General features: G+C 69.5%; 25 protein-coding genes. 7 read left to right on the forward strand and 18 right to left on the reverse strand.

Annotated elements, in window-relative coordinates; translation table 11 throughout:
* Positions 1-33: 33 nt before the first annotated feature.
* The 3 genes from AB0C16_RS07140 to AB0C16_RS07150 all read left to right on the forward strand — a co-directional run bounded on the left by AB0C16_RS07140 (position 34) and on the right by AB0C16_RS07150 (position 3,545).
* Entirely contained in the window at positions 34-1,026 is a 993-nt protein-coding gene (locus AB0C16_RS07140) for a glycosyltransferase family 2 protein (RefSeq protein WP_357679820.1), read from the forward strand.
* Between the two features lie 174 nt (positions 1,027-1,200).
* Positions 1,201-2,553, forward strand: a complete 1,353-nt coding sequence (locus AB0C16_RS07145; RefSeq protein ID WP_357679822.1) for a nucleotide sugar dehydrogenase — start codon at positions 1,201-1,203, stop codon at positions 2,551-2,553.
* Between the two features lie 5 nt (positions 2,554-2,558).
* A complete protein-coding gene (locus AB0C16_RS07150) occupies positions 2,559-3,545 on the forward strand; it encodes an NAD-dependent epimerase/dehydratase family protein (RefSeq protein ID WP_357679824.1) in 987 nt (328 codons plus the stop codon).
* Positions 3,546-3,618: 73 nt separating this feature from the next.
* Here the strand turns inward: AB0C16_RS07150 and AB0C16_RS07155 are convergent, their stop codons facing one another.
* The 10 genes from AB0C16_RS07155 to AB0C16_RS07200 form a co-directional block, all read right to left on the reverse strand.
* Positions 3,619-4,608 (reverse strand): class I SAM-dependent methyltransferase, encoded by a 990-nt coding sequence (locus AB0C16_RS07155; RefSeq protein WP_357679826.1) that lies wholly within the window; start codon positions 4,606-4,608, stop codon positions 3,619-3,621.
* On the reverse strand, positions 4,605-5,600 hold the full coding sequence (locus AB0C16_RS07160; protein ID WP_357679828.1) for a fatty acid desaturase: 996 nt from the start codon (positions 5,598-5,600) through the stop codon (positions 4,605-4,607). The genes AB0C16_RS07155 and AB0C16_RS07160 overlap by 4 nt, the downstream gene beginning before the upstream one ends.
* An 84-nt stretch (positions 5,601-5,684) precedes the next feature.
* The gene (locus AB0C16_RS07165) at positions 5,685-7,631 is read right to left on the reverse strand and encodes a DUF4082 domain-containing protein (RefSeq protein WP_357679830.1); all 1,947 of its coding nucleotides are present in this window, start codon (positions 7,629-7,631) and stop codon (positions 5,685-5,687) included.
* Between the two features lie 228 nt (positions 7,632-7,859).
* Positions 7,860-8,588, reverse strand: a complete 729-nt coding sequence (locus AB0C16_RS07170; protein WP_357679832.1) for a class I SAM-dependent methyltransferase — start codon at positions 8,586-8,588, stop codon at positions 7,860-7,862.
* Positions 8,589-8,629: 41 nt separating this feature from the next.
* Entirely contained in the window at positions 8,630-9,697 is a 1,068-nt protein-coding gene (locus AB0C16_RS07175; protein ID WP_357679834.1) for a glucose-1-phosphate thymidylyltransferase, read from the reverse strand.
* 77 nt (positions 9,698-9,774) lie between these two features.
* Positions 9,775-10,266, reverse strand: a complete 492-nt coding sequence (locus tag AB0C16_RS07180) for a GtrA family protein (protein WP_357679835.1) — start codon at positions 10,264-10,266, stop codon at positions 9,775-9,777.
* A gap of 40 nt (positions 10,267-10,306) precedes the next feature.
* A complete protein-coding gene (locus tag AB0C16_RS07185) occupies positions 10,307-11,080 on the reverse strand; it encodes a GNAT family N-acetyltransferase (protein ID WP_357679836.1) in 774 nt (257 codons plus the stop codon).
* Positions 11,080-12,243, reverse strand: a complete 1,164-nt coding sequence (rffA, locus tag AB0C16_RS07190) for a dTDP-4-amino-4,6-dideoxygalactose transaminase (protein ID WP_357679838.1) — start codon at positions 12,241-12,243, stop codon at positions 11,080-11,082. The genes AB0C16_RS07185 and rffA overlap by 1 nt, the downstream gene beginning before the upstream one ends.
* A 95-nt stretch (positions 12,244-12,338) precedes the next feature.
* Positions 12,339-13,136 carry a hypothetical protein gene (locus AB0C16_RS07195; RefSeq protein ID WP_357679840.1) on the reverse strand — a complete coding sequence of 266 codons (798 nt, stop codon included), beginning with the start codon at positions 13,134-13,136 and terminating at the stop codon, positions 12,339-12,341.
* 50 nt (positions 13,137-13,186) lie between these two features.
* Positions 13,187-14,242: an ice-binding family protein gene (locus AB0C16_RS07200; protein WP_357679842.1), complete on the reverse strand. Its 1,056-nt coding sequence runs from the start codon at positions 14,240-14,242 to the stop codon at positions 13,187-13,189.
* Between the two features lie 216 nt (positions 14,243-14,458).
* Between AB0C16_RS07200 and AB0C16_RS07205 the strand changes: the two genes are divergently transcribed.
* Positions 14,459-15,718 (forward strand): nucleotide sugar dehydrogenase, encoded by a 1,260-nt coding sequence (locus AB0C16_RS07205; RefSeq protein ID WP_357679844.1) that lies wholly within the window; start codon positions 14,459-14,461, stop codon positions 15,716-15,718.
* A gap of 2 nt (positions 15,719-15,720) precedes the next feature.
* On the opposite strand, the gene AB0C16_RS07210 is transcribed toward AB0C16_RS07205, so the two are convergent.
* From AB0C16_RS07210 to AB0C16_RS07235, 6 genes are all read right to left on the reverse strand, one after another.
* Positions 15,721-17,493: a hypothetical protein gene (locus AB0C16_RS07210; RefSeq protein ID WP_357679846.1), complete on the reverse strand. Its 1,773-nt coding sequence runs from the start codon at positions 17,491-17,493 to the stop codon at positions 15,721-15,723.
* A gap of 99 nt (positions 17,494-17,592) precedes the next feature.
* Entirely contained in the window at positions 17,593-18,864 is a 1,272-nt protein-coding gene (gene lat / locus AB0C16_RS07215) for an L-lysine 6-transaminase (protein ID WP_357679848.1), read from the reverse strand.
* A gap of 75 nt (positions 18,865-18,939) precedes the next feature.
* Positions 18,940-19,473, reverse strand: a complete 534-nt coding sequence (locus tag AB0C16_RS07220) for an HdeD family acid-resistance protein (RefSeq protein ID WP_357679850.1) — start codon at positions 19,471-19,473, stop codon at positions 18,940-18,942.
* 46 nt (positions 19,474-19,519) lie between these two features.
* Positions 19,520-19,885 carry a PPOX class F420-dependent oxidoreductase gene (locus AB0C16_RS07225; RefSeq protein ID WP_357679852.1) on the reverse strand — a complete coding sequence of 122 codons (366 nt, stop codon included), beginning with the start codon at positions 19,883-19,885 and terminating at the stop codon, positions 19,520-19,522.
* Complete coding sequence (locus AB0C16_RS07230; RefSeq protein ID WP_357679854.1) at positions 19,882-20,529, reverse strand: hemolysin III family protein; 648 nt, start codon at positions 20,527-20,529, stop codon at positions 19,882-19,884. The genes AB0C16_RS07225 and AB0C16_RS07230 overlap by 4 nt, the downstream gene beginning before the upstream one ends.
* Before the next feature lie 20 nt (positions 20,530-20,549).
* A complete protein-coding gene (locus AB0C16_RS07235) occupies positions 20,550-22,061 on the reverse strand; it encodes a penicillin-binding transpeptidase domain-containing protein (RefSeq protein WP_357679856.1) in 1,512 nt (503 codons plus the stop codon).
* Between the two features lie 46 nt (positions 22,062-22,107).
* Here AB0C16_RS07235 and AB0C16_RS07240 point away from each other — a divergent pair, with 46 nt between their 5' ends.
* Both AB0C16_RS07240 and AB0C16_RS07245 read left to right on the forward strand, forming a co-directional pair.
* Positions 22,108-22,953: a fused MFS/spermidine synthase gene (locus AB0C16_RS07240; RefSeq protein WP_357679858.1), complete on the forward strand. Its 846-nt coding sequence runs from the start codon at positions 22,108-22,110 to the stop codon at positions 22,951-22,953.
* Positions 22,954-23,051: 98 nt separating this feature from the next.
* Entirely contained in the window at positions 23,052-24,017 is a 966-nt protein-coding gene (locus AB0C16_RS07245) for a pirin family protein (RefSeq protein WP_357679860.1), read from the forward strand.
* A 109-nt stretch (positions 24,018-24,126) separates the two neighbouring features.
* Here AB0C16_RS07245 and AB0C16_RS07250 read toward each other — a convergent pair whose 3' ends face one another.
* A complete protein-coding gene (locus tag AB0C16_RS07250; protein WP_357679862.1) occupies positions 24,127-24,780 on the reverse strand; it encodes a superoxide dismutase family protein in 654 nt (217 codons plus the stop codon).
* Between the two features lie 85 nt (positions 24,781-24,865).
* Positions 24,866-25,141: a 4a-hydroxytetrahydrobiopterin dehydratase gene (locus AB0C16_RS07255; protein WP_357679864.1), complete on the reverse strand. Its 276-nt coding sequence runs from the start codon at positions 25,139-25,141 to the stop codon at positions 24,866-24,868.
* 263 nt (positions 25,142-25,404) lie between these two features.
* On the opposite strand from AB0C16_RS07255, the gene AB0C16_RS07260 reads away from it, so the two are divergent.
* Positions 25,405-26,643 (forward strand): alkyl sulfatase dimerization domain-containing protein, encoded by a 1,239-nt coding sequence (locus AB0C16_RS07260; protein WP_357679866.1) that lies wholly within the window; start codon positions 25,405-25,407, stop codon positions 26,641-26,643.
* Positions 26,644-26,660 lie beyond the last annotated feature (17 nt).

Genomic DNA, 26,660 nt, shown 5'->3' on the forward strand with positions numbered 1-26,660 from the left:
TGGTCAAAAGCCGTGGAAAGACTCGGAGGATCAATGTCGGAGTCAGTGTCGGTGGTCATCCCGTGTTACCGATCAGCGCGGACTCTTCCGATGCTGGTGCCCAGACTCGTCTCCGTCCTTCGTGATCTGTCCGTCCGGTACGAGGTGATCCTCGTCGTCGACGGAGGTCCGGAAGACACCTGGTCGGCCGCCGCCGACCTGGCCCGCCAGGTGGAGGGCGTCCGGGCGATCCATCTGTCCCGCAACTACGGCCAGCACAACGCGCTGGTCGCCGGCATCAGGGAAGCGCAGTTCCAGGTCGTCGTCACGATGGACGACGACCTGCAGCATCTCCCCGAGCAGATCCCCCACCTGCTGGCCACGCTGGAGCGCGATCACCTCGACCTGGTCTACGGCGTGCCGCACGTGGAGGAGCACGGATTCCTGAGAAGCCTCGCGTCCCGCTCCGTGAAAGCCGGCATGTCCGCCGCCCTGGACATCCGCTCCGCCCGCAAGATCAGCGCCTTCCGCGCCTTCCGGACCCACCTTCGTGACGGCTTCGAAGGACTGTCCGGTCCACACGCCTCCATCGACGTGGCCCTGTCCTGGGCCACCACGAAGGTCGGCTCGTCGCAGGTGCACATGAGCCACCGCGAGCACGGACGATCCAACTACTCGCTGCGGCTGCTGATCCGGCACACGGCGAACATGGTGCTGGGATACAGCTCGGCCCCCCTCCGTCTGGCCAGTTACCTGGGATTCCTCGTCGGCACGCTCGGCCTGCTGCTGGGTGGGGCCGTCCTGTGGCGCTTCGCCTCAGGAGGCACGACGGTGGCCGGGTTCACCATGATCGCCTCGATGGTCGCGCTGTTCTCCGCCGCGCAGTTGATTTCCATCGGAGTTCTCGGTGAATACATCGGCCGCATTCACGGCAGTGGAATGGGACGCCCGACGTACGTCGTGCGGGAGCGGGCCGGATCGTCCGTGCCCTTCGAGGTGCCCCGGCAGAGCAGCGGAGCGGGCGCTCCCGCGCACAACAATCCCTAGCACCGATCTTCAGCAGATCTTCACCAATGGGCCAATCTATCGCCCGCGAATCGGCCCGGACGCGCGCCACCGCCGCCTGCCACGACAACGGGGTCTAGAACGGAAAAGAGAAATACGAGATCGGCCACGCCGAATCTCGTCGGTTCGACAAAGAATTCGTCGAATGGAGTGAGTGTGCGTTTCCTGCCCGCTCGGGAAAACATCACGGCCGGAGTGATCGGCCTGGGATACGTCGGATCCTGTATAGCCGCGATTCTCGCCGACAACGGCATCCAGGTGATCGGAGTGGATACCGACGCCTCGCTCGTCGAGGAGCTGAGCCGCGGCCATTGCCGGTTCAGCGAAACGGGGTTGCCCGAACTCGTGTCCCGCCTCGCGGGCACACCGAGGCTGCGGACCACGACGGACTACGAGGCGGTGGCGTCCGCCGACGTCGTCATCGTCACGGTCGGCACGCCCATCCGCGACAAGGGCGTGCTGATGGACCTCCAGCTGCGAAGCGCCTGCGAGGACCTGAGCCGGCGCATCCGCCCCGGCCAGCTGCTGGTCTTCAAGAGCACGGTCCCAGCGGGGATGACCCGCGAGTTCGTCGTTCCCCTGCTCGAGAGCTCGGGACTGACGTGCGGCACCGACTTCGGCCTCGCGTTCTGCCCGGAGCGGCTGTCCGAGGGCAACGCGTTGAACGAGCTCCGCAGCTTCCCCATCGTCGTGGGCGGATGGTGCGACGACAGCACCGAGGCCGCGGCGGCGTTCTGGCAGCGGGGCCTCGGCGTCGAAGTGATCCGTTGCGCTTCGCTCGAAACGGCGGAGATGGTCAAGCTCGCCGACAACTGGTGGATCGATCACAACATCGCGATGGCCAACGAGCTCGCCAAGGTGTGCGGCGCGCTCGACGTCGACGTGCTCGACGTGATCTCGGCGGCGAACTCGATCAAGAAGGGCAGCGGGAGCGTCAACATCCTGCTGCCGAGCGTCGGCGTCGGCGGCTCCTGCCTGACGAAGGACCCGTGGATGGTGTGGCGCTCGGCCAGTGACCACGGCGTCGACCTCGTCACCATCCCGGCCGCCCGGGAGGTGAACGACGGCATGCCCCTCTACACCTTCCGCCTCATCGAGGACGAGCTGGCCAAGCTCGGCCGGACCCCGGCCGGGGCGAAGGTCGCGGTGCTGGGGCTGGCCTTCAAGAACAACACCGGAGACCTGCGGGCGACGCCCACCCAGCCCGTCGTCGCGGCACTCCGCGAAGCGGGAGCGCAGGTCACCCTCTTCGATCCGCTGGTGGACGACGACGAGGCCGAGAAGACCTTCGGGCTGCGGCCGGCCGCCTCGCTCGAAGAGGCGGTACGGGACGCCGACTGCCTGGCGGTTCTCGCCTGGCACAGGCAGTTCGAAGCCCTGGACTTCGCGGAGCTCCGCCAGTGGGCCGGCGCGTCGTGCGCGGTGATCGACGGGCGTGCCTACTACTCCCGCGAGACGATCGCGCGGCTGCGACAGCTGGGCTTCGCCTATCGCGGGATCGGACGGTAGACGCCATGGCTCGTGTCGTCGTCACAGGTGGTGGCGGGTTCGTGGGGAGCCATCTCGTCGAGCGGCTCGCGGCGGAGGGCAACGAGGTGACGGTCTTCGACCATGCCGAACCGCCCCCCGGTCAGCTCGCCGGCGCCGTCGCGCCCCGGTATGTCACAGGGGACATCCGGGACAGGTCCCAGCTCGCCGAGGCCATCACACCGGGCGTGGAGGTCGTGTACCACCTCGCCGCCGTCGTGGGTGTCGACCGGTACCTTGACCAGCCGCTGGATGTCATCGACATCAACCTGTCGGGGACGAGGAACGCGCTCGAGCTCGCGGAGCGGGCCGGGGCGAAGGTCGTCGTCGCCAGCACGAGCGAGGTCTTCGGCAAGAACCCCGCGGTTCCCTGGTCGGAGAACGACGATCGGGTGCTGGGCAGCACGGCCACCGACAGGTGGAGCTACTCCTCCAGCAAGGCGCTGGCCGAGCATCTCACGTTCGGCTTCATCCGGCAGCGCGGCCTGAAGGCGACGATCGTGCGCTACTTCAACGTTTACGGCCCGCGCCAACGGCCCGCGTTCGTCATCAGCCGGACGATCCACCGGGCGCTCCGCGGTCTCGCCCCTGTCGTCTATGACGACGGCGGCCAGACCCGGTGCTTCACGTTCGTCGACGACGCCATTACCGCCACCGTGATGGCCGGGTCGAGCGAGAAGGCCGATGGCGAATGCTTCAACATCGGCAGCTCGGACGAGACGACGGTCCGGGAGGCGGTGCGACTCGCCGGCGAACTCGCGGGAGGGGAACCGACGACCGTTCCCGTCGACATGCGCGAGCGCCTCGGCGAGCGTTACCAGGATCTCCATCGGCGGATTCCCGACGCCACGAAGGCCTACGAGGTGCTCGGCTGGCGCAGCTCGACCGGCCTCCGCGAAGGGCTCGCGCGGACGATCGCGTGGGCTCGGGCGAATCCCCGGTGGCTGGAGCAGGAGGACAGCGGGCAGGTCTAGTCGTGGCCGCTCGACGCTGACGCCGCCCACGCTCGATTCCCGAGCGTGGGCGGCGTGAACGGTCAGCGGCCGGTCAGCGGCCGTCGGGAGCAGGTGCGGGGACGAGCTCGACGAACATCTGCGAGGGCCGTCCGCCGAGCCGCACCCGGACGAGATCGAAGCCGGCGAAGGCGGCGGCGAGCAGCGGGAAGAGCGGGTGCTGGGTCATCGGACGCTCCGCGGAGACCTTCACCCATCCGCGGCGGGCCAGCTGCGCCAGGATGCTCGTGCTCCAGAACGGCGCGCCCTGTGTGTAGGCGAACCGGTGCACGGCGAATCCACACCGGGCCGCGAGACTCGTGAAGTTCCGCCGATCGAACAGGACCCAGTGCCGCGGGCAGTGGTATCCGCCCCAGTCGCGGTGCCGGAAGAGGCGGGCGTCCAGGCTGTCCATGTTGGGGGTCTTGATCAGGATCACGCCCTGCGGCGTGAGGTGGCGGCGGAGCGTCCTGAGCACCTCCCCCGGATCGCTGACGTGCTCGATCAGGTTGATGAGCAGGATGAGGTCGAAGCGTCGCTCGGTGGTGAAGTCCTCGACACGGCCGCAGAAGAAGTGATGCCCCCTCGCCACAGCCCGAGCCTGAGCGGCCGCGTCCAGATCGACCACCTGGGTGTACGTGACCCGCGGATCGATGCCCCGGATCACGTCGAGCTGCCAGCCGTCCCCGCCGCCCACATCGAGGACCCGCAGGTCGTCACCGGACAGCCTCGACAGGATCCGCCGAAGCCGCACGGCGTCGAGACGATCCTTGATCCGGTGAACGAACGACTGCTCGTCGGACGCGTAGGCGTAGTAGTTGGCCGGATAGATCTGCGCGAGCCGGTCGACCGGCATGGGGTCGAGGAACACGGCGCCGCACCGTGCGCACCGGTAGTAGTCGAACTCCTGGTCAGAGGTGTGATATTCGACGTCGCGGGCCCGCGCCCAGCGAACCGCTCCGGATGCCTGGCACCCCGGGCACCGCGTGGCCGTGCCGGCGCCCTCTTCGCCGGGCGCCCGTCGCTCGACGGTGTGCTCGTTCATATTCTCTCCAGTTGCCGCCAGGCACGGTAGTAGGAGGTCTGCCGCGCCCGCAGTATCGGCGCGATCTCGGTGTGCATGAGGAAACGCTCCACGTCTTTCAGCCGGGTGAACGACACGCTGGGATCCCAGTGGTGCAGCAGATGGCGGTTGAATCCCGCCGCTCCGAACAGGGCCGCGAAAACGCCGGCGCCGAACAGCCGGTTCACCGGCCCGTGTGGGACGCGGCTGTAGTCGGCGAGGTCGTCGGCGAACTCGCTGCGGTGCTCGAGCACCTGCCGGACGGTGTTGAGCAGCGGCAGGAAGACGAGTTGTCCCAGCGTCCAGGCGATGGCGAGCACAACGGCTCCGCACCAGAGCGAGCAGGCGACGATCGACGCGTTCACCGCGATGGAAAGGAGAAAGACCACGTCCAGAGAGCCGCCGCCCACGGCCTCGTCACTCGTGCGCGACTTACTTTTCACCAGCTCCCGATACCCCTTCAGGGCACGAATCAGGCGGATGCCCGTGACTCCTTCGACCAGGAAGCGCAGATTGAGCGGAAGGAAGTAGCTGCGCTCCGGGTCACGCGTCGTTCCCAGGTACCGATGGTGGTCGAAATGCACCTTTCGATACGCCTTTACATTCATGCCGACCAAGACGCCGACGCAGGCGTTCGTCACCGCATCACTCGCACGGCGGCTGGGCGCCAGATTGTAATGGGCCCCTTCGTGCAGGTAGGTCGTCAGATAGTGCAGGCAGAAGCCGATCATCGCTCCCCCGGCGACGGCGAGGGCGCTCAGGCCCGGCCATCCGGCGGTGATGACCTGCCCGAGAAAGGCGGTCAGCGCCGCCGAAAGGAAGAGGGCCGCATGCCCCCCGAACAGCGTTGTCCACACAACACCCCAGCGAGGCGTGAGAGAGCGCCGGAAATCGACGTATCGCCTTCCCGAGGGGTCGGCCAGCGTGGAATGACGTACCGTGCCGATATCCAGAGCCGCGGCATCCACCTGCACGGCAGTCCCCCTTACACCAAAGCCTTTTCCGGCACTCTAACCACAGGTGCGGGGATTTCGGGGGCTGCCGTGCGGGCGTTCGGGCTAATCGATGTCAAACAATACGTCAACCCAATAGTTCGTGGCTTGGTAGCTGCTTGTCGGGAACGTGTTCGTCGCGCTGTAGGTGTAGACCCCGTTGCCTCCTTCGTCGCCGTTTTCGAGCGCGGTGAGCGGGAAATTGACCTGCGGCCCGGCGAAGTCCTGCAGCGTGTACGAGAAACGCCCTGATGTCGTGTGATACGACGCGATATAGGTAGTGCCGGCGTTGATCGGGAAAGGCGACGAGAAGTAGGCCTGCTGCCACCCGGAGGCCGTCTCACCGGAGAAGGTCACACTGGCGAGCTGCGCCCCGCCACTGGTCCACAGGCTCCCGACGTGGGTCCCGGTGTTCTGGGCGGCCTTGTAGAACCGGATGCCCCTGACGACCCCGTCCCTGGAAGCCCTGAACTTGACCCCCACCACCAGCGGGCTGGCACCGCTGGGGGCCGTGGCGGCCGGCGTCGCCGTGTCCTCCCACACGGTGTCCGACGGTACGAACATCGGCGAGACCCAGTAGTTGGTGGCACGGAAGGTGGTCGTCGGGAACGTGTTCGTGGCGCTGTAGGTGTATACGCCGTTCCCTCCTTGCACGCCGTTCGCGAGAGCGCGGAGGGGCTGGTTGGCGTACTGGGTGTTGAAGTACTGCAGGTCGTACGAGAAATGCCCCGATACCGTGTGATACGAAGCGATATAGGTGGTGCCGGCATTGATCGAGACAGGCGTCGAGAAGTTCGCCTGCTGCCATCCGGAGGCCGTCTCACCGGAGAAGGTCACGGTCGCGAGCTGAGTGCCGCCGGTGGTCCACAGACTGCCGACATGGGTCCCGGTGTTCTGCGAGCCTTTGTAGAAACGGATGCCCGTGACGAACCCCGTCGTGTCGGCCCTGAACTTGACCCCCAGCACGACCGGGTCGGTGGCGGTGTGATTGACGACGGCCGGCGTGACCGAATTGGGCCACAGGCTGTTGGTCACCACCTGGACGATCGCGGGCGACGTGCTGGGAGCGAAATGGATGACCTCCTCACCGTTGAAGGTGTCTCCGCCCAGATAGACGGCCCTGATCTGGTGGTTTCCGCCGCCCAGGGTGGAGACGTCGAGCGTGGCGACGCCGTTCTGGTCCAGGAGGTCCTCGCCGAGGAGGGTCGTCCCGTCCTTGAAGGCGACATCACCCTGGGGCACGACCTCGCCGGAGACGGGGCTCACCGTGGCGGTCAGGGTGACCGTCTGCCCGCCCTGGGAAGGGTTGGGGGAGGTGGTCAGCGTCGTCTCCGTCGGCGGGTCGTCCGGCACGTTGATGCGGGTGTGCGGTCCGGTGGTGGTGCCCTGGAGGATCACGTTGTTGCTGAGCGCGATGAGGCGACCCTTGACGGCGGCGCCGGAATTGACCGTGACCGAGTTGTCCGCCAGCACGTTTCCCTGGAACGTGGCGCTCGTTCCGACCGTGGCCGAACCGCTGAGCTGCCAGAAGACGTTGTCCGCCTGAGCGCCCTCCGTCAGGGTGATGGTGCTGACGGTCGCGGTGGTGAGGGTTGACGCCTGGAAGACGAAGATCGCGTCCGGATCGCTCTGCGCGTCGAGCGTGAGCACGCCGTTGATCTGGAAGGCGGTGCCCGACGACGGCCGGTAGACGCCCGGCGTCAGGGTCGTCCCGCCGAGTTGCGGGGCCACGCCGGTGGCGGGTCCCCGTCCCTCGGCGTCGTCGTAGGCGGCGACCGCGTCGGCCTTGGCCGACGCCGCGGCGGCGTCGCCCGCGTGTATGGCGCCGCTCACCGTGCCCGGCGGGAAGCCGACGACCGAGTTACCCGGGCTGACGCCCAGTTGCCCGGTGACCGCGGTGTTGTTCGTATTGGTGACCGCGGAGCCCGCCAGAACCCCGAAGGGCGCGGCCTCCCCGAGCGTGATGGGGGGCACCGCGTCGGCTCTGCCGGGCGTCACCACGACCGCGCCCATCGCGAGCATGCTCGCGATGACCGTCACCAGTGCGGGACGGCGGGCGCTTCGCCGGCGGGAACGACCAGGACGCGGGAGGCGAAGGCGGATGACCGGCGTCGAGCGGAACCGCCCGGTCGGGACGAGCGCGTGACGCGACTGAGCCAAGGTCGCGGATTCAGGCTCCTGAGGGTGCTTCACACCACAGTCGTACTGCACAGATATGCTCTCCGTAACTGAGTGAACGCGTTACGTCATACTCACTGTCGGCATCGGTGGGCGATGTGCCCGCACGATGAGCGAGACGCCCCGCAGCGACTTCACCGGCAGATATCTCTCGGCCGTGATCACGGCCGAGAGTCCCGCGTTGACCAGGCGCGAGGTCTCCATCACGTCGGAACCCGACGTGTGCCTCCTGCGGAGGGCGACAACCGGCCTGAGCAGCACGTTCCAGCTCCAGAGCCGGTCGAGGACCAGGCCCTGTCCCGTCAGCAGGCCGCGCAGGGTCTCGCGGGTGTACCTGCGGACATGCCCCGACGCCACGTCGTGCGCCGACCAGAGCGCCATATCGCACGGCACCGTGATCAACGCCGTTCCCCCCGGCCGGAGCACCCGCACGATCTCGCCGGCGGCCCGGTCGTCCTCTTCGATGTGCTCCAGCACGTCGAAGGCGAGAACGAGATCGAACCACCCGTCGGGCAGCGGCAGGTCCCGCGCGTCGGCGTGGATGGCCCGCAGGCCGCGCCCCTGGGCGAGCTCCACCGCGGTCTCGGAGTAGTCCGCGACCAGCGCGTCCCATCCGTGCCGGACGAGCACCCGGGTGTTGCCGCCCCCCGCCGCGCCGATGTCGAGCGCCCTGCCGGGCGCGCCGCTGCGACGCAGCTCGCGTAGCTCGCGGGCGAGGATCGCGCGCCGCTCGCGGTACCACCAGTGACGGTCCTCCAACTCGACCGTGCGGCGAATCTCCGTGGCCTCCATGGTCCCCCTCCTTGGTCAGGCGACGTCACCTGTCGTGCCGTTCACGCCTTCACCTGAACCCTGCTGTGATCGCCGACCATGAGCTGATGGGTGTTGGGCACTCCATCGGCGCGGGTGACCTCGACGTTCCGGCCGATCAGGGAGTACGTGAGCCGGGAGACCCCCCTGATGGTGGAGTTCCGCAGCACGATGGCGTACTCCACCTCGGAGTCCTGCAGCACGCAGCTCTCGCCGATCGAGGTGTAGGGGCCGATGTAGGAGTCGCTGATCCTGGTGTCGGCCCCGATCACCGCGGGCCCTCGGATCACCGAGTTCGCCACCGAGGCGCCGGGGTCGATGACGACGTTTCCGGTGATCTCGGAGAGCCCGTCCACGATCCCCCGGATGCCCGGGGTGATGGTCTCCAGGACGATCCGGTTGCACTCCAGCATGTCCTGGAGCCGTCCGGTGTCCTTCCAGTAGCCGCTGACGAAGTGGGAGTGGACGCTGTAGCCGTGATCGATGAGCCACTTGATCGCGTCGGTGATCTCCAGCTCACCTCGCGCGGACGGCATGATCGCCCGCACCGCCTCGTGGATGGCCGGAGAGAAGGTGTAGACCCCGACGATGGCGAGGTCGCTGCGCGGATGCTCCGGCTTCTCCTCCAGCCGGAGGATCTCGCCGTCCGGTCCGAGCTCGGCGACCCCGTAGAACTGCGGCTCGGCGACCTTGGTGAGCAGGATCTGGGCGTCGTGGTCGGCCCGGCGGAAGGCGTCCACCAGGTCGGCGATGCCTCCGACCAGGAAGTTGTCGCCGAGGTACATCACGAAGGGGTCGCCGGCCAGGAAGTCGCGGGCGATCAGAACACAGTGCGCCAGGCCGAGCGGCGCCTCCTGCCGGATGTAGGTCACCTCGAGGCCGAACCGGGATCCGTCGCCGACGGCGTCACGGACCTCGGCCCCGGTGTCCCCGACGATGATGCCCACGCTGGTGATGCCCGCGTCGCGGAGGGCCTCCAGCCCGTAGTACAGGACCGGCTTGTTCGCGACGGGCACCAGTTGTTTCGCCGAGGTGTGGGTCAGCGGGCGAAGCCTCGTCCCCTTTCCACCCGCCAGAACGAGCGCCTTCATCGCTTTGTGAATCCTTTCGCGAAGCGCGCATGGCCGTGGCGACCACCCGTCCGCACGAAACTATGCGCGGCCGCCGGTCAACGGCTTTTCACCGCTCCGCCTCTTTGTTGAAGATTGTGCGGCGGGTTGCCGGGTCCAGACGATCCGCGACGACGAAACGTCCACATCCGGTGCGCCCCGTAGCTGACCGACAGTGTCATGACGATGATGAGCGCCTGGGCCAGGAGAATGGGAATCCCGGCGAGTTCCACGAGAATCGGCAGCCCGACGATGGAGGCCGTCAGGACGCTGAGTCCGACCACGTAGAAGCGCAGGTAGCCGACCAGCCAGGAGTCGCCGGCGCCGGGGAAGACGATCAGCCGGTACCACGGGTAGACGATCACCACGGTGATGAGATGGGCGGCCAGGACCACGCAGAGATAAGGCACCCGCTCGTCGAGAAAAAGGAGCCCCGAGGCCATGATGCAGTAGTAAATGACGGCCGTCATGCCGCCGCCCATCAGGTATTTCACGCGGTGCCTGAAGCGTGAATTCGCGACGCGGGTTTCCCGGCGTTCCAATCCGACCATGCCGAGAATTGTAATCGGCGGCCGGAAAAACAACGGGATATCAGGGCTCGTCCGCGCGCAGGAGTCGCGTCCTTACCAGATGAGCGGTGAGGAGCGCCTGTACCGGCACGAACCCGTGCCTCGCCCAGGCCCGCTGCACCCGCGTGTTGTGTCCCTGGGTCGAAATGACGACCTCCCGCGCCCCGCGGGCCACGACGTGCTCCTCGACCGCCTTGAGCAGGTGGGCGTACAGGCCGCGGCCCTGCGCATCGGAGACCATGCCGGCGAGCAGGATCTCCGTCCTCGGGCCGTCGTCCGCCAGCGTGGCGATCCCGAGGACCCGGGACTCGTCGCTCAGGGCCAGGCAGCTCCCCTCGGCGGCGGACCGCAGCGCCCAGTCCTGGTAGCCCTCCAGCGCCGCGGCGGCGTCGAAGAGCGGGTTGGCCAGGTAGTGGTTTCCGTATGCGGCGAAGATGTCGGCCACCAGCGCCTCGACCGCGGCCGGGCTGTTCAGCGGGGCCACGCGGAGCTCCGGCGACGGCCGCGGCGGGCGGCCCTCCCCCGCGCGCAGGCGCCAGTACATCAGGCAGTCGGCGAACAGGGCCGTCCTGCCGAGCCCGGTCAGCTCGGCGAACCATCCGACCTGTTCGGCGGGATACCGCAGCACGATGACATCCGCCGTGGAAGCCAGGACGGCCTCGCGCACCTCCCGCAACGGGGCGTCCGACCCGGCCGCGACGGTCAGACGCTCCACCGAGCACCCGAACCGGGCCGACTCGAGCGGAGACTCCTGGGCTCGTACGGCCCGCGCCTCGATCACGTCGTGCCAGGCCATCAGCTCACCTCGTAACTCAGGACCGCGTCGATGACATGCGCCACGTCGTCCTCGCCGAGGTCGGCGAAGAGCGGCAGCCGCACCAGCCGGTCGGCGACCTGCTCCGTGACCGGGCAGCCGCCGGGCGCCTGCCGCCCGTACCTCAGCCCGGCGGGCGCGGAGTGCAGCGGCTGGTAGTGGAAGACCGCCTGCACGCCGCGCGCCGCGAGGTGGCCGATGAACGCCTGGCGGTTCGCGAGATCGGGGAGCAGCAGGTGGTACAGGTGGGCCGGGTGGTCGCAGCCGTCCGGGATCACCGGCTGGGAGATCCGGTTGCCCGCGGCCCAGTCGGCCAGGCCCTCGTGGTACGCCTGCCACACCGCGCGGCGCCGGAGCTGGGTCGCGCCGAAGGACTCCAGCTGCGAGGTCAGCTGCGCGGCCAGAAGGTCGGACGGCAGGTAGCTGGAGCCGATGTCGACCCACCGATACTTGTCCACCTGGCCGCGGAAGTACCTGCCGCGGTCGGTGCCCTTCTCCCGGATGATCTCGGCTCGCTCCGCGAGCCCGGGGTCGTCGAGGTCGTTGAGGAGCAGCGCGCCGCCTTCCCCGCACTGGACGTTCTTGGTCTCGTGGAAGCTCTGCGCGGCCATGACCCCGAACGACCCGAGGGGCCGGCCCCGGTAGGCGCCCCCCAGGCCGTGCGCGTTGTCCTCGATGAGCGCGAGGCCGTACCTCTCGGCCAGCTCGCCGATGGCCTCCATCTCGCAGCCGACGCCGGCGTAGTGGACGACCACGACGGCTCGGGTGCGGTCGGTGATGGCGGCCTCGATGAGGCGCTCGTCGAGGTTCAGCGTGTCCGGCCGGCAGTCGACGAACACCGGGACGGCCCCGCGCAGGGCGTAGGCGTTGGCCGTCGACATGAACGTGAACGACGGCGTGATCACCTCGTCGCCCGGCCGCAGGTCGAGCAGGATCGCCGACATTTCCAGCGCGTGCGTGCAGGACGTCGTCAGCAGCACCTGGCGCGACCCGGTCAGCTCGCTCAGCAGCTCCGCCGCCCGGCGGGTGAACGGCCCGTCGCCGGAGGTTCGTCCGTGGCGGACGACCTCGGCGATGTAGTCCAGTTCGTTCTCCGAGACGTGCGGCCGGTTGAAGGGAACGGTTCTCAGTCCGGTTGTGCTCACCGCCGCAGTGAACACCGGCGGAGCCCGCCGGCCCGCGCTGCGCTCACCGCGCGTGGGCGAGCCGTTGCGCAAGCCTTACCCGCAACCGACCGCCGTCAGGCCGGCGGCGGGGGGATGAAGGCGAACGGGGCACAGTAGGCTACCCCCCAAGCCGGTCCCGCGGGTGGCACCTCGTCGGTCAGCTGGCAGGTGGTCTGTTTGAGGAGGCCGTCCGAGGTCGCCACGGTGACCAGCAGGGCGTCGAGCGGCACGGCCTCGGTCAGCGAGACCCCGATCACCCCGTGGGGATAGTACTTCACCTCCTCCAGGCTGTGCCATCCTCCCGCCGCGTGGGTGCGAGGGTCCCGGATCCACGTCGTGCCGCCGGCCGCGTACGCGGTGAAATTGGTGTCGCGTGGATCGAAGGTGAGCGAGACGAGCGTCGTGTCGACGCTCGGGGCGGCGCCGTTGCCGCCGGGAGGGCCGGGAGGACCGGGAGGACCGGGAGGTCCGGGCAGCCCCCAGGGCCCGGGCGGGCCGATCGGCCCGCGCGCCCCTTCCTCGCCGGTCTCGCCCTGCTCACCTTGCTTCCCCTGCTCGCCCTGCTCCCCCGGCGGGCCTTCGAACCCGCGCGGGCCCGCCGGGCCCTGCTCGCCCTGCTCGCCCTGCGGCCCTTCGGGCCCGCGCGGTCCCTGATGGCCGCGCGGCCCCTGGGGACCCCGCCTCCCCCGTCCGCACCCGGCGAATCGGCAGCCGCAGCGCTTCCTGTGGCAGTCCGTGTGCGCGTGCGTGGCGGCGGGACGGCTGTCTCTGATCATCTGCTCGCCGCCGGCCGTGCCTGCCGAGGCCGGATCCAGTCCGGACAGCCCCCAGGCGGCACTGGCCACGGACAGCGCGAGCGCCGGTGTCCTCATCCCACGAAACATCCCACGAAACACTGCGTTCCCCCTGTGTTGGTCGCGACCTATCGGCGGTTGAGCACCTGATGTTCCACTGCGGGGGATTCGCTGGGCTCGAAGTAGACCCATGCCTCGTTGACGGCGCTGCCCTCGTCCAGGAACACGGCGGTGATCGAGTGCACCCCTCGGGTGAGCTCGGCGGTCGTGAACCTGGCGACGGCCGAAGCATCCAGCAGGGCCGACCCGAGCACGGTGGAGCCGTCCTTGAACAGCACCTCACCACCGGGGCGAACCCCGTCGTAGCTGCCCTGCACGACGGCGGTGAAGGTGACCGGTTCGTGGAGGCGTGACGGGTTCGGCGACGAGGTGACGGTGGTGCTGGTGGGAGGACGGAACGGCACCGAGATGTGGGTGGTGGGCTCGGTCTCGGTGCCGGTGAGGCTGATGGAGGTGTTGAGCGACATCAAGCGCCCGTACATGGCCACGCCCTCGTCCACCGTGATCCCGTTCCAGGCCAGGATGTTGCCGCGGAAGGTCGAGAGCGCCCCCAGGCTCACGGTGTTGCCGACCACCCAGAAGATGTTGTCCTCCTGGGCTCCGTTCACGACGTCGATGTTGCTGACCTGCCCCGTGTTCAGGGCGGTGTCGGCCTGGAAGATGAAGACGGCGTCCGGGTCCCCCTCGCCGTCCAGGGTGAGCGTGCCGTCGATCTGGAAGAAGCCCCGCGGGCTCTCGTAGACGCCGGGCGGGACGGTCAGGCCGCCGAGCTGTGGGGAGATGGTCCCGTTGGCGGGCCGCCCGGTGGCGTCGTGGTAGGCGGCCACCGCGTGCTGCATGGCCTCCGCCGCGTCCGCGTTGCCCGTGTTGATCTCTCCCAGTACTTTACCCGGCGGAAAGCCGGTCACGATGGTGCCGGGGCTCACGTCGACGTCACCGGCGATCCTGGTCAGATCCGTGCTGTTGACCCCGAGCTTGGCCATGAGCGCGCAGTCCTCCGCCTGACCGAGCTCCACCCCCTCCTGCCTGGCGGTCGCGCTCCGTGTGGAGGCGGTGAGCGTGCCCATCGCCAGCACGCCGGTCAACGCGACGGACAGCCAGGAACGAGGCGAAAGATCGACCATGCCCGCAAGTGTGGCGACCGGATCACTCCCGACAGGCGGGGACATCCCGCGTCGGCCATGTCATTGCCAGTCCTTGCCTGGCGCGCGACCTTCACCGGTCATCCCCGGCGAGCGGCTCCCGGCGACACGCCGGACCCCCAATCGAATCGGCGATGTGAGAAGACATGACTTCTACAGTCAGGTGATATCTCATCTCGAAGTGACAGGGGTCCAGACATGGGAGAGAAACTGGTTGTCGTCGGCCAGGGTTATGTCGGCCTGCCGCTGGCGATGCGGGCCGTCGAGGCGGGGTTCGACGTCGTGGGGATCGACGTGGACCAGTGGCGCGTCAAGCGGCTGAACGCCTGCGAGTCGTACATCGAGGACATCACCGACGACCAGCTGGCCACCGCTCTGCGGAGCGGACGCTACCTGGCCGGCACCGACTACGCCGACGCCGCCGAATTCGACGTGTGCGTGATCACGGTGCCGACGCCGCTGTCGGAAGGTGTCCCCGACCTGCGTCATATCGCCTCGGCCGGCCGATCGATCGCGCCTCTGCTGCGGCCGGGCGCCACCGTGATCCTGGAGTCCACCACCTATCCGGGCACCACGGAGGAGTATCTGCTGCCGCTGCTGGAGGAAGGCTCCGGGCTGCGGGCGCCGGAGGACTTCCATCTGGGCTACAGCCCAGAGCGCATCGACCCGGGCAACTCCCAGTGGCGGCTAGTGAACACCCCGAAGGTCGTGTCCGGGATCGACGAGCCGTCCCTGGCCAAGGTCGGGGCGTTCTACGGGCGGATCGTGCGGCAGGTCGTCCCCGTCTCCTCGCTCCAGGTGGCCGAGCTGTGCAAGCTGCTCGAGAACACGTTCAGGCACGTCAACATCGCGCTGGTCAACGAGCTGTCCATCTTCGCGGAGCAGCTCGGCATCGACGTCTGGGAGGCCATCGACGCGGCCTCCACCAAGCCGTTCGGCTATATGCGCTTCACGCCGGGGCCCGGCGTCGGCGGCCACTGCCTGCCGATCGACCCGTCCTACCTGTCGTGGAAGGTGAAGCGGAGCCTCGGGCACAACTTCCGGTTCGTGGAGCTGGCCAACGACATCAACAACCACATGCCGGATCACGTCGTGCACCGGCTGGCCCTCGCGCTGAACCAGCGTCACAAGCCGGTCAAGGGCAGCCGGGTGGTCGTGCTCGGGCTGGCGTACAAGAAGAACGCGGGCGACTGCCGCGAGTCGCCCGCGATCGAGGTGGCCAGGGGGCTGCACAAGCTGGGCGCCGAGGTGCGGGCCGCCGACCCGCACGTGGAGCACTTCCTGCTCCCTCCCGGCGTCGAGATCATCGAGGTCTCGCACCGGGAGCTCGCGGAGGCGGACGCGGTGGTGATCCTCACCGATCACGACTGCTTCGACTACGAGCTGGTCGAACGGGTGAGCCCGTTCGTCTTCGACACCCGCAACCGCTGCAAGGGGCCCAACGTGGAGTTGCTCTGACTCTAGGGAATCGCTGAGACCGGCACACCTCGCATCTCGACCAGCGGGCTCGGAGACTCTCCGGGCACGGCGCCGGCGAGCCACGCGGCGGGTGTGCCGGCGGCGGTGACCATGCAGATCACCAGCGCGAGGGCGCGCAGCCGGCTCTGGCGGGCGGCGGGCAGCACCAGGACGGCCAGCAGGACCACGCCCAGCAGGGCCAGGTACGGCAGGTAGAGGAGCCCGGCGTCCTCGCCCCGCCCCAGCGGCACGGCGACGTCGCAGAGCACCCGGACGAGGTACGCGGCCAGCGCCCCGAACCCGGCCGCGAGCATCGCCGCCCTGATCGGCAGCCGCGCCCTCCGCACGACGACGGCGAGCCCGTAGACCGCGACCATCGCCAGGTAGGGGTACGGCGCCTGGAGGAAGTGCGGATCGCCGAGCGGGAACGCCAGCACGAGGCCGGTCGCGCTCATGCCGAGCATGAACACCACCGCCGGTCGCATCAGCAGCTGCGGCCGGCTCACCAGTCCGAGCGCGCCGCACCAGGTGATCGCCCCGCAGAGCACGATCAGCGACGCGACGCCGAGCAGGGCGGCCGTCGACGCCTGCGCCGCCACCCCGGGGCTGGTCAGCCGTCCCAGTGCCTCCCGTGCGATCGCCCACGGGTCGGTCACCGGCGAGATCGAGCCGGCCGGCGCGGCGGCCAGGCACACCGCTGTCAGCCCGAGGGCGGCGAGCGCCCGCCGGGGCGGGCTGAACCATCTGATCGTCTCGGCCACCACGACCGCCAGGAGCCCGCCGGCCAGCACGGGCAGGTAGGTGGCCTTCGCGCCCATGACGACCACGAGCATGACGGCAAGGAACACCCACCAGCCCCGGGTCTGCCGCCGTTCGCCGAGCAGGTCGAGGACCACGAGGACGATCGGGACGAAGAGCAGCGCCCCGAAGGTCCGGGCCGGGCTCGACCACGACTGCACGGGCTCCCAGGCGAGCACCCCGGTGGCGACGTTCCGGTACAGGCCGGGCGCCGCGACGAAGACGATAGCGGCCAGGGCGCCCAGCGCTCCCGCCCACGTGCCGGTGACGCGGCGGGCGGCCGTCCCGAGCAGGACGACGAGCGCGGCCAGCATGGGCAGCATGGCCAGGCGGGAGTGCAGGACCGACGGCTCGATTCCGGTGAGCGCGGCCGTCGCGAGGTGCGCCTGGACGGACCATTCACGGTCGTCGAGCACGCCGATCGGGGCCTGCGGGGAGCCGAAGAGGTCGGCGGCGGTCCACACGAACAGGCAGATCACCCCGAGCGCGAGGCCCCACGACCATCGGAGCGGCGCCCGGTTCGGGCGGGGCGCGCCCTTCCAGTGCCGGTGGAACCTCGGGACCGCCAGGAAGATCGCGTACGTGCCGAGCGGCCAGACGGCGACGAGCAGGGGCACCCCGGCCGCGCGGCCCAGCAGGTGGGTGAGCACTTCCAGCGCGTAGCCGAACGTCAGCCCGAGCGCGACCTCCTCCGGCAGCGAGCGGGGACGCCTGTACAGCACCCGGACCCACAGCAGGCCCGGCAGCGCGAGGCCCAGGGTGACGTACACGCTGAACAGGACGAGGTCCGTGACGGAGACGCCGTAGAACCCGAGCACCACTCCGGCGCAGGCGGCCACGGCCGTCGCGGGCAGCCACGTGGAGAACCGCTGCGATGCCGGCCGCCGGTCGGCGGGTGGTGATCCGTCCGCGCCGCTCGCCGGCGCGGATGCGGCGGAGGGCAGCGGCGAACGCGGAAAAGGAGGAGCTTCTGACATGAGCGCAAGCCTGACGAGGCAGGCGCTCCGGACCGGCGCGGACGCCCGGGCACGGCAATGTCCTTGCCGGTCCTTGGCAGGGTTTTCAGGCCGGGCGCGTCACGTCAGGGCGGCCGAAAGGGCGGCGAGGCCGTGGTCGAGATCGGCCTCGGTGATGTTGAGCGCCGGGCGCAGCCGGATGGAGCGGGGCCCGCAGGGGAGCACGAGCACGCCCCGCTCCTCGCGGAGGCGGGTGATGAAGGTGTCCCTGCTGCCGGTGCCGGGCAGGTCGAAGGCGCACATCAGGCCGCGGCCGCGCACGTTGGACATGCTGTCGGGGTGCTCGGCCTGCAACTTGGCGAGGCGTTCGACCAGCAGGGCGCCGAGCGTGGCCGCGCGCGGGATCAGGCGGTCGCGCTCGATGATCTCGAGCAGCCCGCGTGAGCGGACCATGTCGACCAGGTTGCCGCCCCAGGTGGAGTTGATCCGGCCGCTGACCTGGAAGACGTTGTCGGGCACCAGGTCCACCCGGCGGCCCGCCATGATCCCGCCGACCTGCACCTTCTTGGCGAACGCCACGATGTCGGGAGCCAGGCCGAGCTGCTGGTAGGCCCACGGGGTGCCGGTGGTGCCGCCACCGGTCTGCACCTCGTCCAGCACGAACAGGGCGTCGTACTCGTGGCACAGCTGCTGCATGGCCTGCAGGAACTGGGAACGCAGGTGGTTGTCGCCGCCCTCCCCCTGGATGGGCTCGGCGATGAAGCAGGCGATGTCGTGCGGGTGGCGCTCGAAGGCGGCGCGGGCCTGCTCCAGCGCGTGCGCCTCCGCCGCCTCCACGTCTCCCAGGTGTACGGCCGGCACGTCGATGCGCGGCCAGTCGAAGGCGGGGAAGCGGTCGGTCTTGCCCGGTTCGGTGTTGGTCAGGCTCAGGGTGTAGCCGCTGCGGCCGTGGAAGGCCCTGGTCAGGTGCATGACCCGGGTGCCGAGGTCGCGCGATCTGCCGGCGGCCTCGTTGCGGCGGCTCTTCCAGTCGAAGGCGGTCTTGAGGGCGTTCTCCACCGCCAGCGCGCCGCCCTCGACGAAGAACAGATGGGGCAGCTCGGGGTCGCCGAGCACGCGGGCGAACGTCTCGACGAAGTCGGCGAGGTGCTCGGTGTACATGTCGGGGTTGGCGGGTTTGTTGCGGGCGATCCGGCCGAGCAGTTCGGCGAACTCCGGGTCGAAGGGCGGGTTCACGCCGAGCGGGGCGGAGGCGAAGAACGTGTAGAAGTCGAGATATCGGCGGCCGTCACGGGCGTCGACGAGCCAGGAGCCCTGGCTGCGCTCGAGATCGAGCACGAGGTGGTAACCGTCGACGAGCAGGTGGCGGGCGAGGCGGTCGTGTACGTCCATGTCTCCTCCACGGTGAGCCAGACATGGCATACGTTCCCCAGTTCAACCGGCATTTATCCGAAAAATTTCCGGAATCTACGCCCGAGGGGCAAGTTTCTTCACTCGGAACGCCAGGATCGCCATCGCGATGCCGTACAGGATCGCGAACACGCCGACCAGCCAGACGAGCGCGAGCAGGCCCGCACCCGGCCAGATCAGCAGGATGATGCCGAAGATCACGGACAGGGCGCCGCCCACGATCAGCATCCACTCGTTGTCGATCGTCTCGCGCAGCTGGACGCCCGCCACGATCTCCGCCACGCCGGTGAAGATGGCCCAGAAGGCCACGACGTAGAGCAGGGCCAGCGAGGTGATCCCCGGCCAGACGAAGGCCACGATGCCGGCCAGGATCCCGAGGACGCCGGAAATGATCAACCAGGCCCGCGACTTCGCGTCGTGCCGGAACCCGGCGAACAACGAGAAGACGCCGTTCACGATCGCGTACGCGCCGAAGAAGATCACCAGGACCAGCAGCGTGATGCCGGGCCAGACGAGGGCGAGGATGCCGAAGATGAGGGCAGCTATGCCACGGATGAGGACCAGCCACCAGGTACGCGCGATTTGCTCCATGTTGGGTCTGTCTCCAATTAACTACCGAATGCAGACCACCATGGGTTCAAGCGTCGGTGATCCGCACACCAACCGTGCCCGTGCTGCCCCGGCGGAGCCTGCTCCCGAGCATCGTGATCCGGCCCAGCAGGCCGTATTTGCGCCTGAAAAGAGCGCGCACCCGCTCGGTTCGCTCGGCGTCGAGCACCTCGGCCCGGCCCGGCTCCGCCTCTCCCTTGAGTCTCCCCCTGTAGTCACAGGGCGCCACCGTCACGGCGGGATTGTTACGGATTCGCTTGACTTTGCCGGAGTCTGCGGCGGTCCAGATGACCAGGGCATCGCCATCCTGGGCCACCCAGACCGGCGTCGCGACGGGGGTGCCGTCCTTGCGGTAGGTCGTGACCGAAACGTACTGCTCCGAACCAAGATTCACATATGCGAGTAGACCACGATCGACACCGCGATGTACTGCACCAGGTAGGCCGCCACGGTGAACGCGTGGAACACCTCGTGGAAACCGAACCACCGAGGCGACGGATCGGGGCGGCGCAGGCCGTACACGATCGCGCCGGCGCTGTAGAAGACACCGCCGACGGCCACCAGCACGACGGCGGCCACGCCCGCCCCTTCCAGCAGCTGCGGCAGCACGAAGATCGCGGTCCAGCCGAGCGCGAGATAGAGGACCGTGTAGAGCCAGCGCGGCGCGCCCATCCAGCACACCCGGAACAACACCCCGGCCAGCGCGCCGCCCCAGGTGACGGCCAGCACGGCCACCCGGGCCGCGCCCGAGAGCGCGAGCAACGCGAACGGCGTGTAGGTGCCCGCGATGATCAGGTAGATGTTGGCGTGGTCGAAGCGGCGCAGCACCTCGGCCAGGCGCGGGCCCAGCGTGCCGCGATGGTAGGTGGCGGAGACGCCGAAGAGCAGGCCCGAGCTGATCGCGTAGACGGCGGCCGCGATGCGAGCCTGCAGGGTGGGGCCGAGCGCCACCAGCGCGAACCCGGCGACCAGCGTCACGGGCAGCGCTCCGGTGTGCAACCAGCCTCGCAATCGGGGCTTTGCGGTGATGGTCGTCATATAACCTACGGTACCGTAGGTTAGAGCCCGTTGAGGAAACGGGCGGTGATCGGCAGGGCGGCCGTCCTGCCGCTTCCGCCGTGCCGCACGAAGACGCAGAAGGCCAGGTCATCGCGGTAACCGATGAACCATCCATGGTCGGCGCCATCCTGGGTCTCGGCGGTGCCGGTCTTGCCGGAGACGCCCGGGGGCAGGCCCGCCCCGCTCGCCGTCCCGTGATCGACGACCGCGGCCATCATGTCGCGCAGCGCCGCGACGACCCCCTCGTCGAGCCAGACCGGCTTGTGCGCGGGCCCCTCGATGCGCTCGGCCTGCGCCGCCGGGAGCAGCCGGGGCGAGCGCCAGGTGCCGCTCTGGACGGCGGCGGCGATCGTCGCCATGCAGAGCGGGGTGGCGACCACCGTGCCCTGCCCGATCGCGTCGGCGCCGTGCCAGTCGTCGTCCGCCGGGTCCTCCATCGTGCCGCAGTCACCGCCCGCGCCCGTCGGCAGGTTGCGGCGAAACCCCCACCGCTCGGCCGTACTGCGCAGGTCCTCGGCGCCCAGCCGCGTCACGGCCTGCTGCACGAATGTGGTGTTGCAGGAGTGGGCGAAGGCGTCGGCGAAGGTGACGGCGCCGTGGTCCTGCAGGCCCGCGTTCTGGAAGGACCGGTGGAAGGGGATCGTGTACGTGCCCGGGCAGGCGAGCTCGGCGGCCGGGTCGAGGCCGCTCTCCAGCAGCGCCGCCGCGGTGATCACCTTGAACGTGGACCCGGGCGGGAAGAAGTCGTGGAAGGCGCTGAAGCCGTCCCGGAGGCGGTCGGCCACCGCGAGCACCTCACCCGAGCTGGGACGCAGCGCGATGATCGCGGCGTCCTCAACCCCGTCCAGCGCCCGCGCGGCCGCCGCCTGCACCGAGCGTGACAGCGTGGTGCGCTCGGCCTCCGCCTTCGGCTCGGCGGTCATCAGCCGCCGGGCGGGCTGCCCCGGCACCGTGGACACCAGTGCCCAGCCCTGGTTCACCTGCCCGAACTCGGGCCTGAGCCGGTCGAGGTAGGACTCGGCATAGCTGTCGTTGGGGATCTTGTCGCCCTCGCTGGTGACCAGCTCGACCGAGGGCCCGTCGAACTCCGTCAGGCCCAGCGTCCCGCCGTCCTTGAGCAGCGGGTGCAGCGTCTCGGGCGACCAGATCACCTTCCAGGCCCGGTCCCGGACGGCCAGCCGCAACGTCCCGGCGAACGGCCACGGCCCGAACTCGCGTAACTCACGGGTGCCGGTGAAGGGCACCTCGGCCGACTCCTCCCCCGTGCTCTTCACCGCGCCCGGCCGGAGCTCGACCTTCTCGACGTGCAGCTCCTCGGTGAACGACAGGTGGCGGCTGACGAAGTCGCCCGGCGGCTGGTCGACGAGACGGGCCATCGCCCGCACGTCGCCGTCTCCCCACGCCTGGAAGTAGGCCGCCGAGGTCTGCTGGGCGCTGCCCCGTACCCGGTTGGCCGCCGCCACCGCGAAGCCGTACGCGCCCAATACCGCCAGCACCGCGATAACGAGCACAATCAGCCTTCGGTGTCGCATACGGTTCTCCAAGGGAGGAGACAGCGTGGCACGAGGACAGCGCGAGCCGATGCCCGGCCTGTACCCGGTGACGTTCGGCGAGATCGAACTACTCCGGGACCTGGACCGGCAGGACGGCTGGGTGCTCTCCAAGGATGGCGTACCTCAGTCGTATGTTGACCTACAAGACCCCACATATCTGGAATTCGAGTACGTACGTCTCATGGCGGACGTCATCGACCTGCTTCCGGACGGCCCGCTCGCCTGTGTGCACGTGGGCGGCGGCGCCTGCACGATCCCCCGCTACGTGGCGGCCACCCGGCCCGGCTCCCGGCACATCGTCATCGAGCCCGACGGCCTCCTGGTCAACCTGGTCCGCGAGCAGCTCGACCTGCGCTCGGTGCCGCGCCTGAAGGTCATGGTCCAGGACGGCCGCGAAGGCGCCGCCCACGTCTGGGACTCCTCGGCCGACCTGGTGGTGCTCGACGCGTTCGCCGGGGCCACCATGCCGGTCGAGCTGGCCACGGCCGAGTACATGAGCGACCTGGCCCGCGTACTGCGCCCCTCCGGGCTGCTGCTGATCAACCTGGCCGACGGCAAGGGCCTGGCCTTCGCCAGGCGGCTCGCGGCCACCGTGCGGGGCGCCTACCGCCACGTCACACTGCTGGCCGAGCCGGGAGTCCTGCGCGGCCGCCGGTTCGGCAACCTCATCGTCGTGGCGTCGCGCGCCGAACTGCCGGTCGATCTCCTCACCCGCCGCGCGGCCGGCGGCCTCACCCAGGCCAGATGCCTGTACGGCGAGACGCTGACCCGCTTCGTGGCGGGCGCCTCCCCGATCAGGGACGGCGACCCGGTGCTCGCTCCGGTGCCTCCGCCCGCCGTGTTCGGCTGATCCCCGCTCGGAGATCGCTGTACAGGCGGGAGCCGTCCTGGAATAGTTGAAAACTAAACCGGGTTGAGTCGAGCAGATTCCGCAGGAAGGAGCCCGGCATGCCCGCCGTCACCGTAGACAACCCCCTCAACCTCCCCCGCCTCCCCGACCCCGTGGCCGGACCGCCGGAGCGCGAGGTGCTGGCCGTGGAGACCGCGCCCAGCGGGTTCGAGGGCGAAGGCTTCCCCGTACGCAGGGCGCTGGCCTCGATCAAGCCGTCCTACCTCGACCCCTTCGTGATGATGGACCAGATGGGCGAGATCGACTACGCGGCGGGCGAGCCCAAGGGCACCCCGTGGCATCCGCACCGCGGCTTCGAGACCGTCACCTACATGATCGACGGCGTGATCGAGCACCTCGACTCCAACGGCGGCGGCGGCACGATCACCAACGGCGACACGCAGTGGATGACCGCCGGGAGCGGGATCCTCCACCGCGAGGCGCCGCCGGAGTGGCTCGTCCAGCAGGGCGGGCTCTTCCACGGCATCCAGCTCTGGGTCAACCTGCCGGGCGCCAAGAAGATGATCGCGCCGAAGTACCAGGACATCGGCAGCTCCAGCGTCGTGCTCCTGAGCAGCCACGACGGCGGCGCGCTGGTGCGGCTCATCGCCGGCGACCTGGCGGGCCACGTCGGGCCCGGCAGCACCCAGACGCCCATCACGCTGCTGCACGCCACGATCAGCCCCGGCGCCCGCCTCACGATGCCGTGGCGCAAGGACTTCAACGCGCTCGCCTACGCGCTGTCCGGCCGCGGCACGGCCGGCGCCGAGCGGCGGCCGTTCGCGAGCGGGCAACTGGCCGTCTTCGACGGCTTCGGCGACCGCCCCGGCCTGACCACCTCGGGCGAGACCATCACGATCTCCGCCACGGACACGCTCGAGGTGATCGTCCTGGGCGGCGAGCCGATCGGCGAGCCGGTGGCCCACTACGGGCCGTTCGTCATGAACACCCGCGCCGAGTTGGTGCAGGCCTTCGAGGACTTCCAGGCCGGGCGCCTCGGCACCATCCCGGCCGGACACGCCTGACCACGTCAGGGACAAGCAGGACCCTCCTGGATCAGGCGGGTCAGGTCAGGTCAGGCAGGACCTTCCCAGGGCAGGCGGGCCAAGTCAGGACCTTCCCGGGGCAGGCGGGTCAGGTCAGGGTCAGGCAGGCGACACGGTCACCGGCGGTGCCGGCCTCGGCGCCGGTGGACGTGGTGGGCCGGGCGTGGATCACCAGGGAACCGGGATCACTGCCGTCGAGCGACCAGGGGTTGCGGGCCGTGGCGCGGCCCGCGCCCGACTCGTCGGTCTTGAAGTCGAGCCACACCTCGCTCGTGGCGTTGGCCTTGCCCTGCTCGTGCTGGAAGTGGGGGCCCGAGTCGTCGGGCTTGGGACCGCACTTCTTGGTGTGGAGGTGGGTGCCGTAGCGCCGGTTGGGGAGGAAGCCCTCGACCACGAGGGAGGTCAGCGTCTTGCCGCCGGCGGACTCGACGGTGACGCTGGCCTGGGCGCCGTCGGGGACGAGCGCCCGATCGTAGACGATGGCCCCGGTGTCGCTCGTGGAGAAGGTGCCGTTGGACGAGAGCATCGTCGTGCTGCTGGAGGTGCTGTCGGTGGTGTGGCCGGTCGTCTCCCCCGGGCGGTCGGGCGAGGCGCCGGGCGCGTGGCCGTACATGTCGGCGGACGAGGCGGCGGGCGTCGGGCTTTGGGCCGCCGCGTCAGCGGGGGCGTCGTGCGCCTGAGTGGTGGCGGTCTGGGCACAGCCCGCCACGAGCAGGACGAGCATGAGTGCGGGCAGGCGCATGGAAACCCCCAGAGCAGTGGCTGAGCACGAGCCTTTCCGGCCTGCTGGCTCGCGAGGCCCATCACTCTAGCGAGTAACCGAGCCGCTACGCACCGTGTTTCGCCGCGATGTCGTCGATCAGCGCGGCCAGGGTGAAGTCGGCGTCGGTGAGAGCGCCCTTGTCGTGGGTGGTGAGGGCGAGGTGCAGCTTGCGCCACCGGATGTCGATGTCGGGATGGTGGTTGAGCTCCTCGGCCCTGACCGCGATCTCGTCGACGATCCGGATGGCCGTGGGAAAGTCGGGCGCGGTGACGGTGCGGCGGATCTCGTCGCCTTCGCGCCGCCACGCGGGCAGTTCGCTGAGCTTCTTCTCGACGTCCATGGGCTCACGTTACTTCAGCGCACCGAAGCCACTTCACCGCACCGGAGCCAAGTCCGGACCGGAGCCGAGCCCCGACCGGAGCCGAGTCCGCACAAGAGCTGAGTCCGGACCACTTCCGACACCAGAAGAGATGACCTGGACGACGTGCGCCGGCGGGCCCGCCATGCCCATGGCCGCTCACACGCGTCAGGGGATCGCGATCGAGACGCGGCCTTTGCCGTGAGCCCTTGCCCAGAATCATGTTCTGGCGAGAAGGTGGTCACATGATCGAGGAGTACGCGGACCGCGTCTGGAGCGGCGAAGCAGACGACAGCATCGTGGACATGGGCCTGTTCGGCAAGGGCGTCCAGACGATCACCGACGGCCTGGGCTGGTGGGCCGGGTTCGGCAACGTGATCGCCTTCGACTCGGGTGGCGAGCTGGCCCTGTTCGACACGAGCGCTCCGTTCATGTCGGAGCGGCTGCACACCGACGTGCGCGCGTGGAGCCGGGCGCCGCTGACGGCCGCGTTCTACTCACACGGTCACATCGACCACGTCTTCGGCACGGCGCCCTTCGAGGAGTCGGGCCCGCGAGCCACCGTTTACGCACATGAGGCGGTGAACGCCCGATTCCAGCGATATTTGCTGACAAATGGCTATAACGCGGTGATCAACCGGCGGCAGTTCCAGAACGACGACCTCCAGTGGCCCACCGTCTACCGGCATCCCGACGTGACCTACCGCGACGCGCTGACCGTGCGGCACGGCGACGTCACCTTCGACCTCTTCCACGCCAAGGGCGAGACCGACGACGCCACGGTCGGCTACGTCCCCGAGCACCGGCTGCTGCTGCCCGGCGACCTGTTCATCTGGGTCACGCCCAACTGCGGCAACCCCCAGAAGGTGCAGCGCTACCCCCGCGAGTGGGTGCAGGCCCTGCAGCGGATGGCCGCCCTGGACGCCGAGATCATGCTGCCCAGCCACGGCGCGCCCGTCTTCGGCCGCGACCGCGTCCGCCAGGCCCTGCTGGAGACGGCCGAGTGGCTCGACTCGCTGATCTCCCAGACGCTCGACCTGCTCAACCAGGGCGCCCGCCTGGACGAGATCGTCCACACCGTGAAACCGGTGTCCCATCTCGCGGACCGCCCCTACCTCAGGGCCCGCTACGACGAGCCGGAGTTCATCGTGCGCAACCTGTGGCGGCTGTACGGCGGCTGGTACGACGGCAACCCCGCCAACCTCAAGCCCGCCCCCGACGCGACTCTGGCCACGGCCGTGGCGAAGCTGGCGGGCGGCCCCGTCAGGCTGGCGGACGCCGCGCTGAAGGCCCTGTCCGACGGCGACGAACGGCTGGCGGGCCACCTCGCGGAGATGGCCGCGCTCGCCGCCCCCGACGACCCGGGCGTCCACCGGGTCCGGGCGCAGGTCTTCGGGGCGCGGGCGGCGGCCGAGCTGTCCCTGATGGCCAAGGGCGTCTTCACCTGGGCCGCCAAGGAGTCCGCCGGCCGCGCGACCCCCTGACACCGGCGTCGGCGGCG

This window comes from Nonomuraea sp. NPDC048916, assembly GCF_040649575.1.
Lineage (GTDB): Bacteria > Actinomycetota > Actinomycetes > Streptosporangiales > Streptosporangiaceae > Nonomuraea.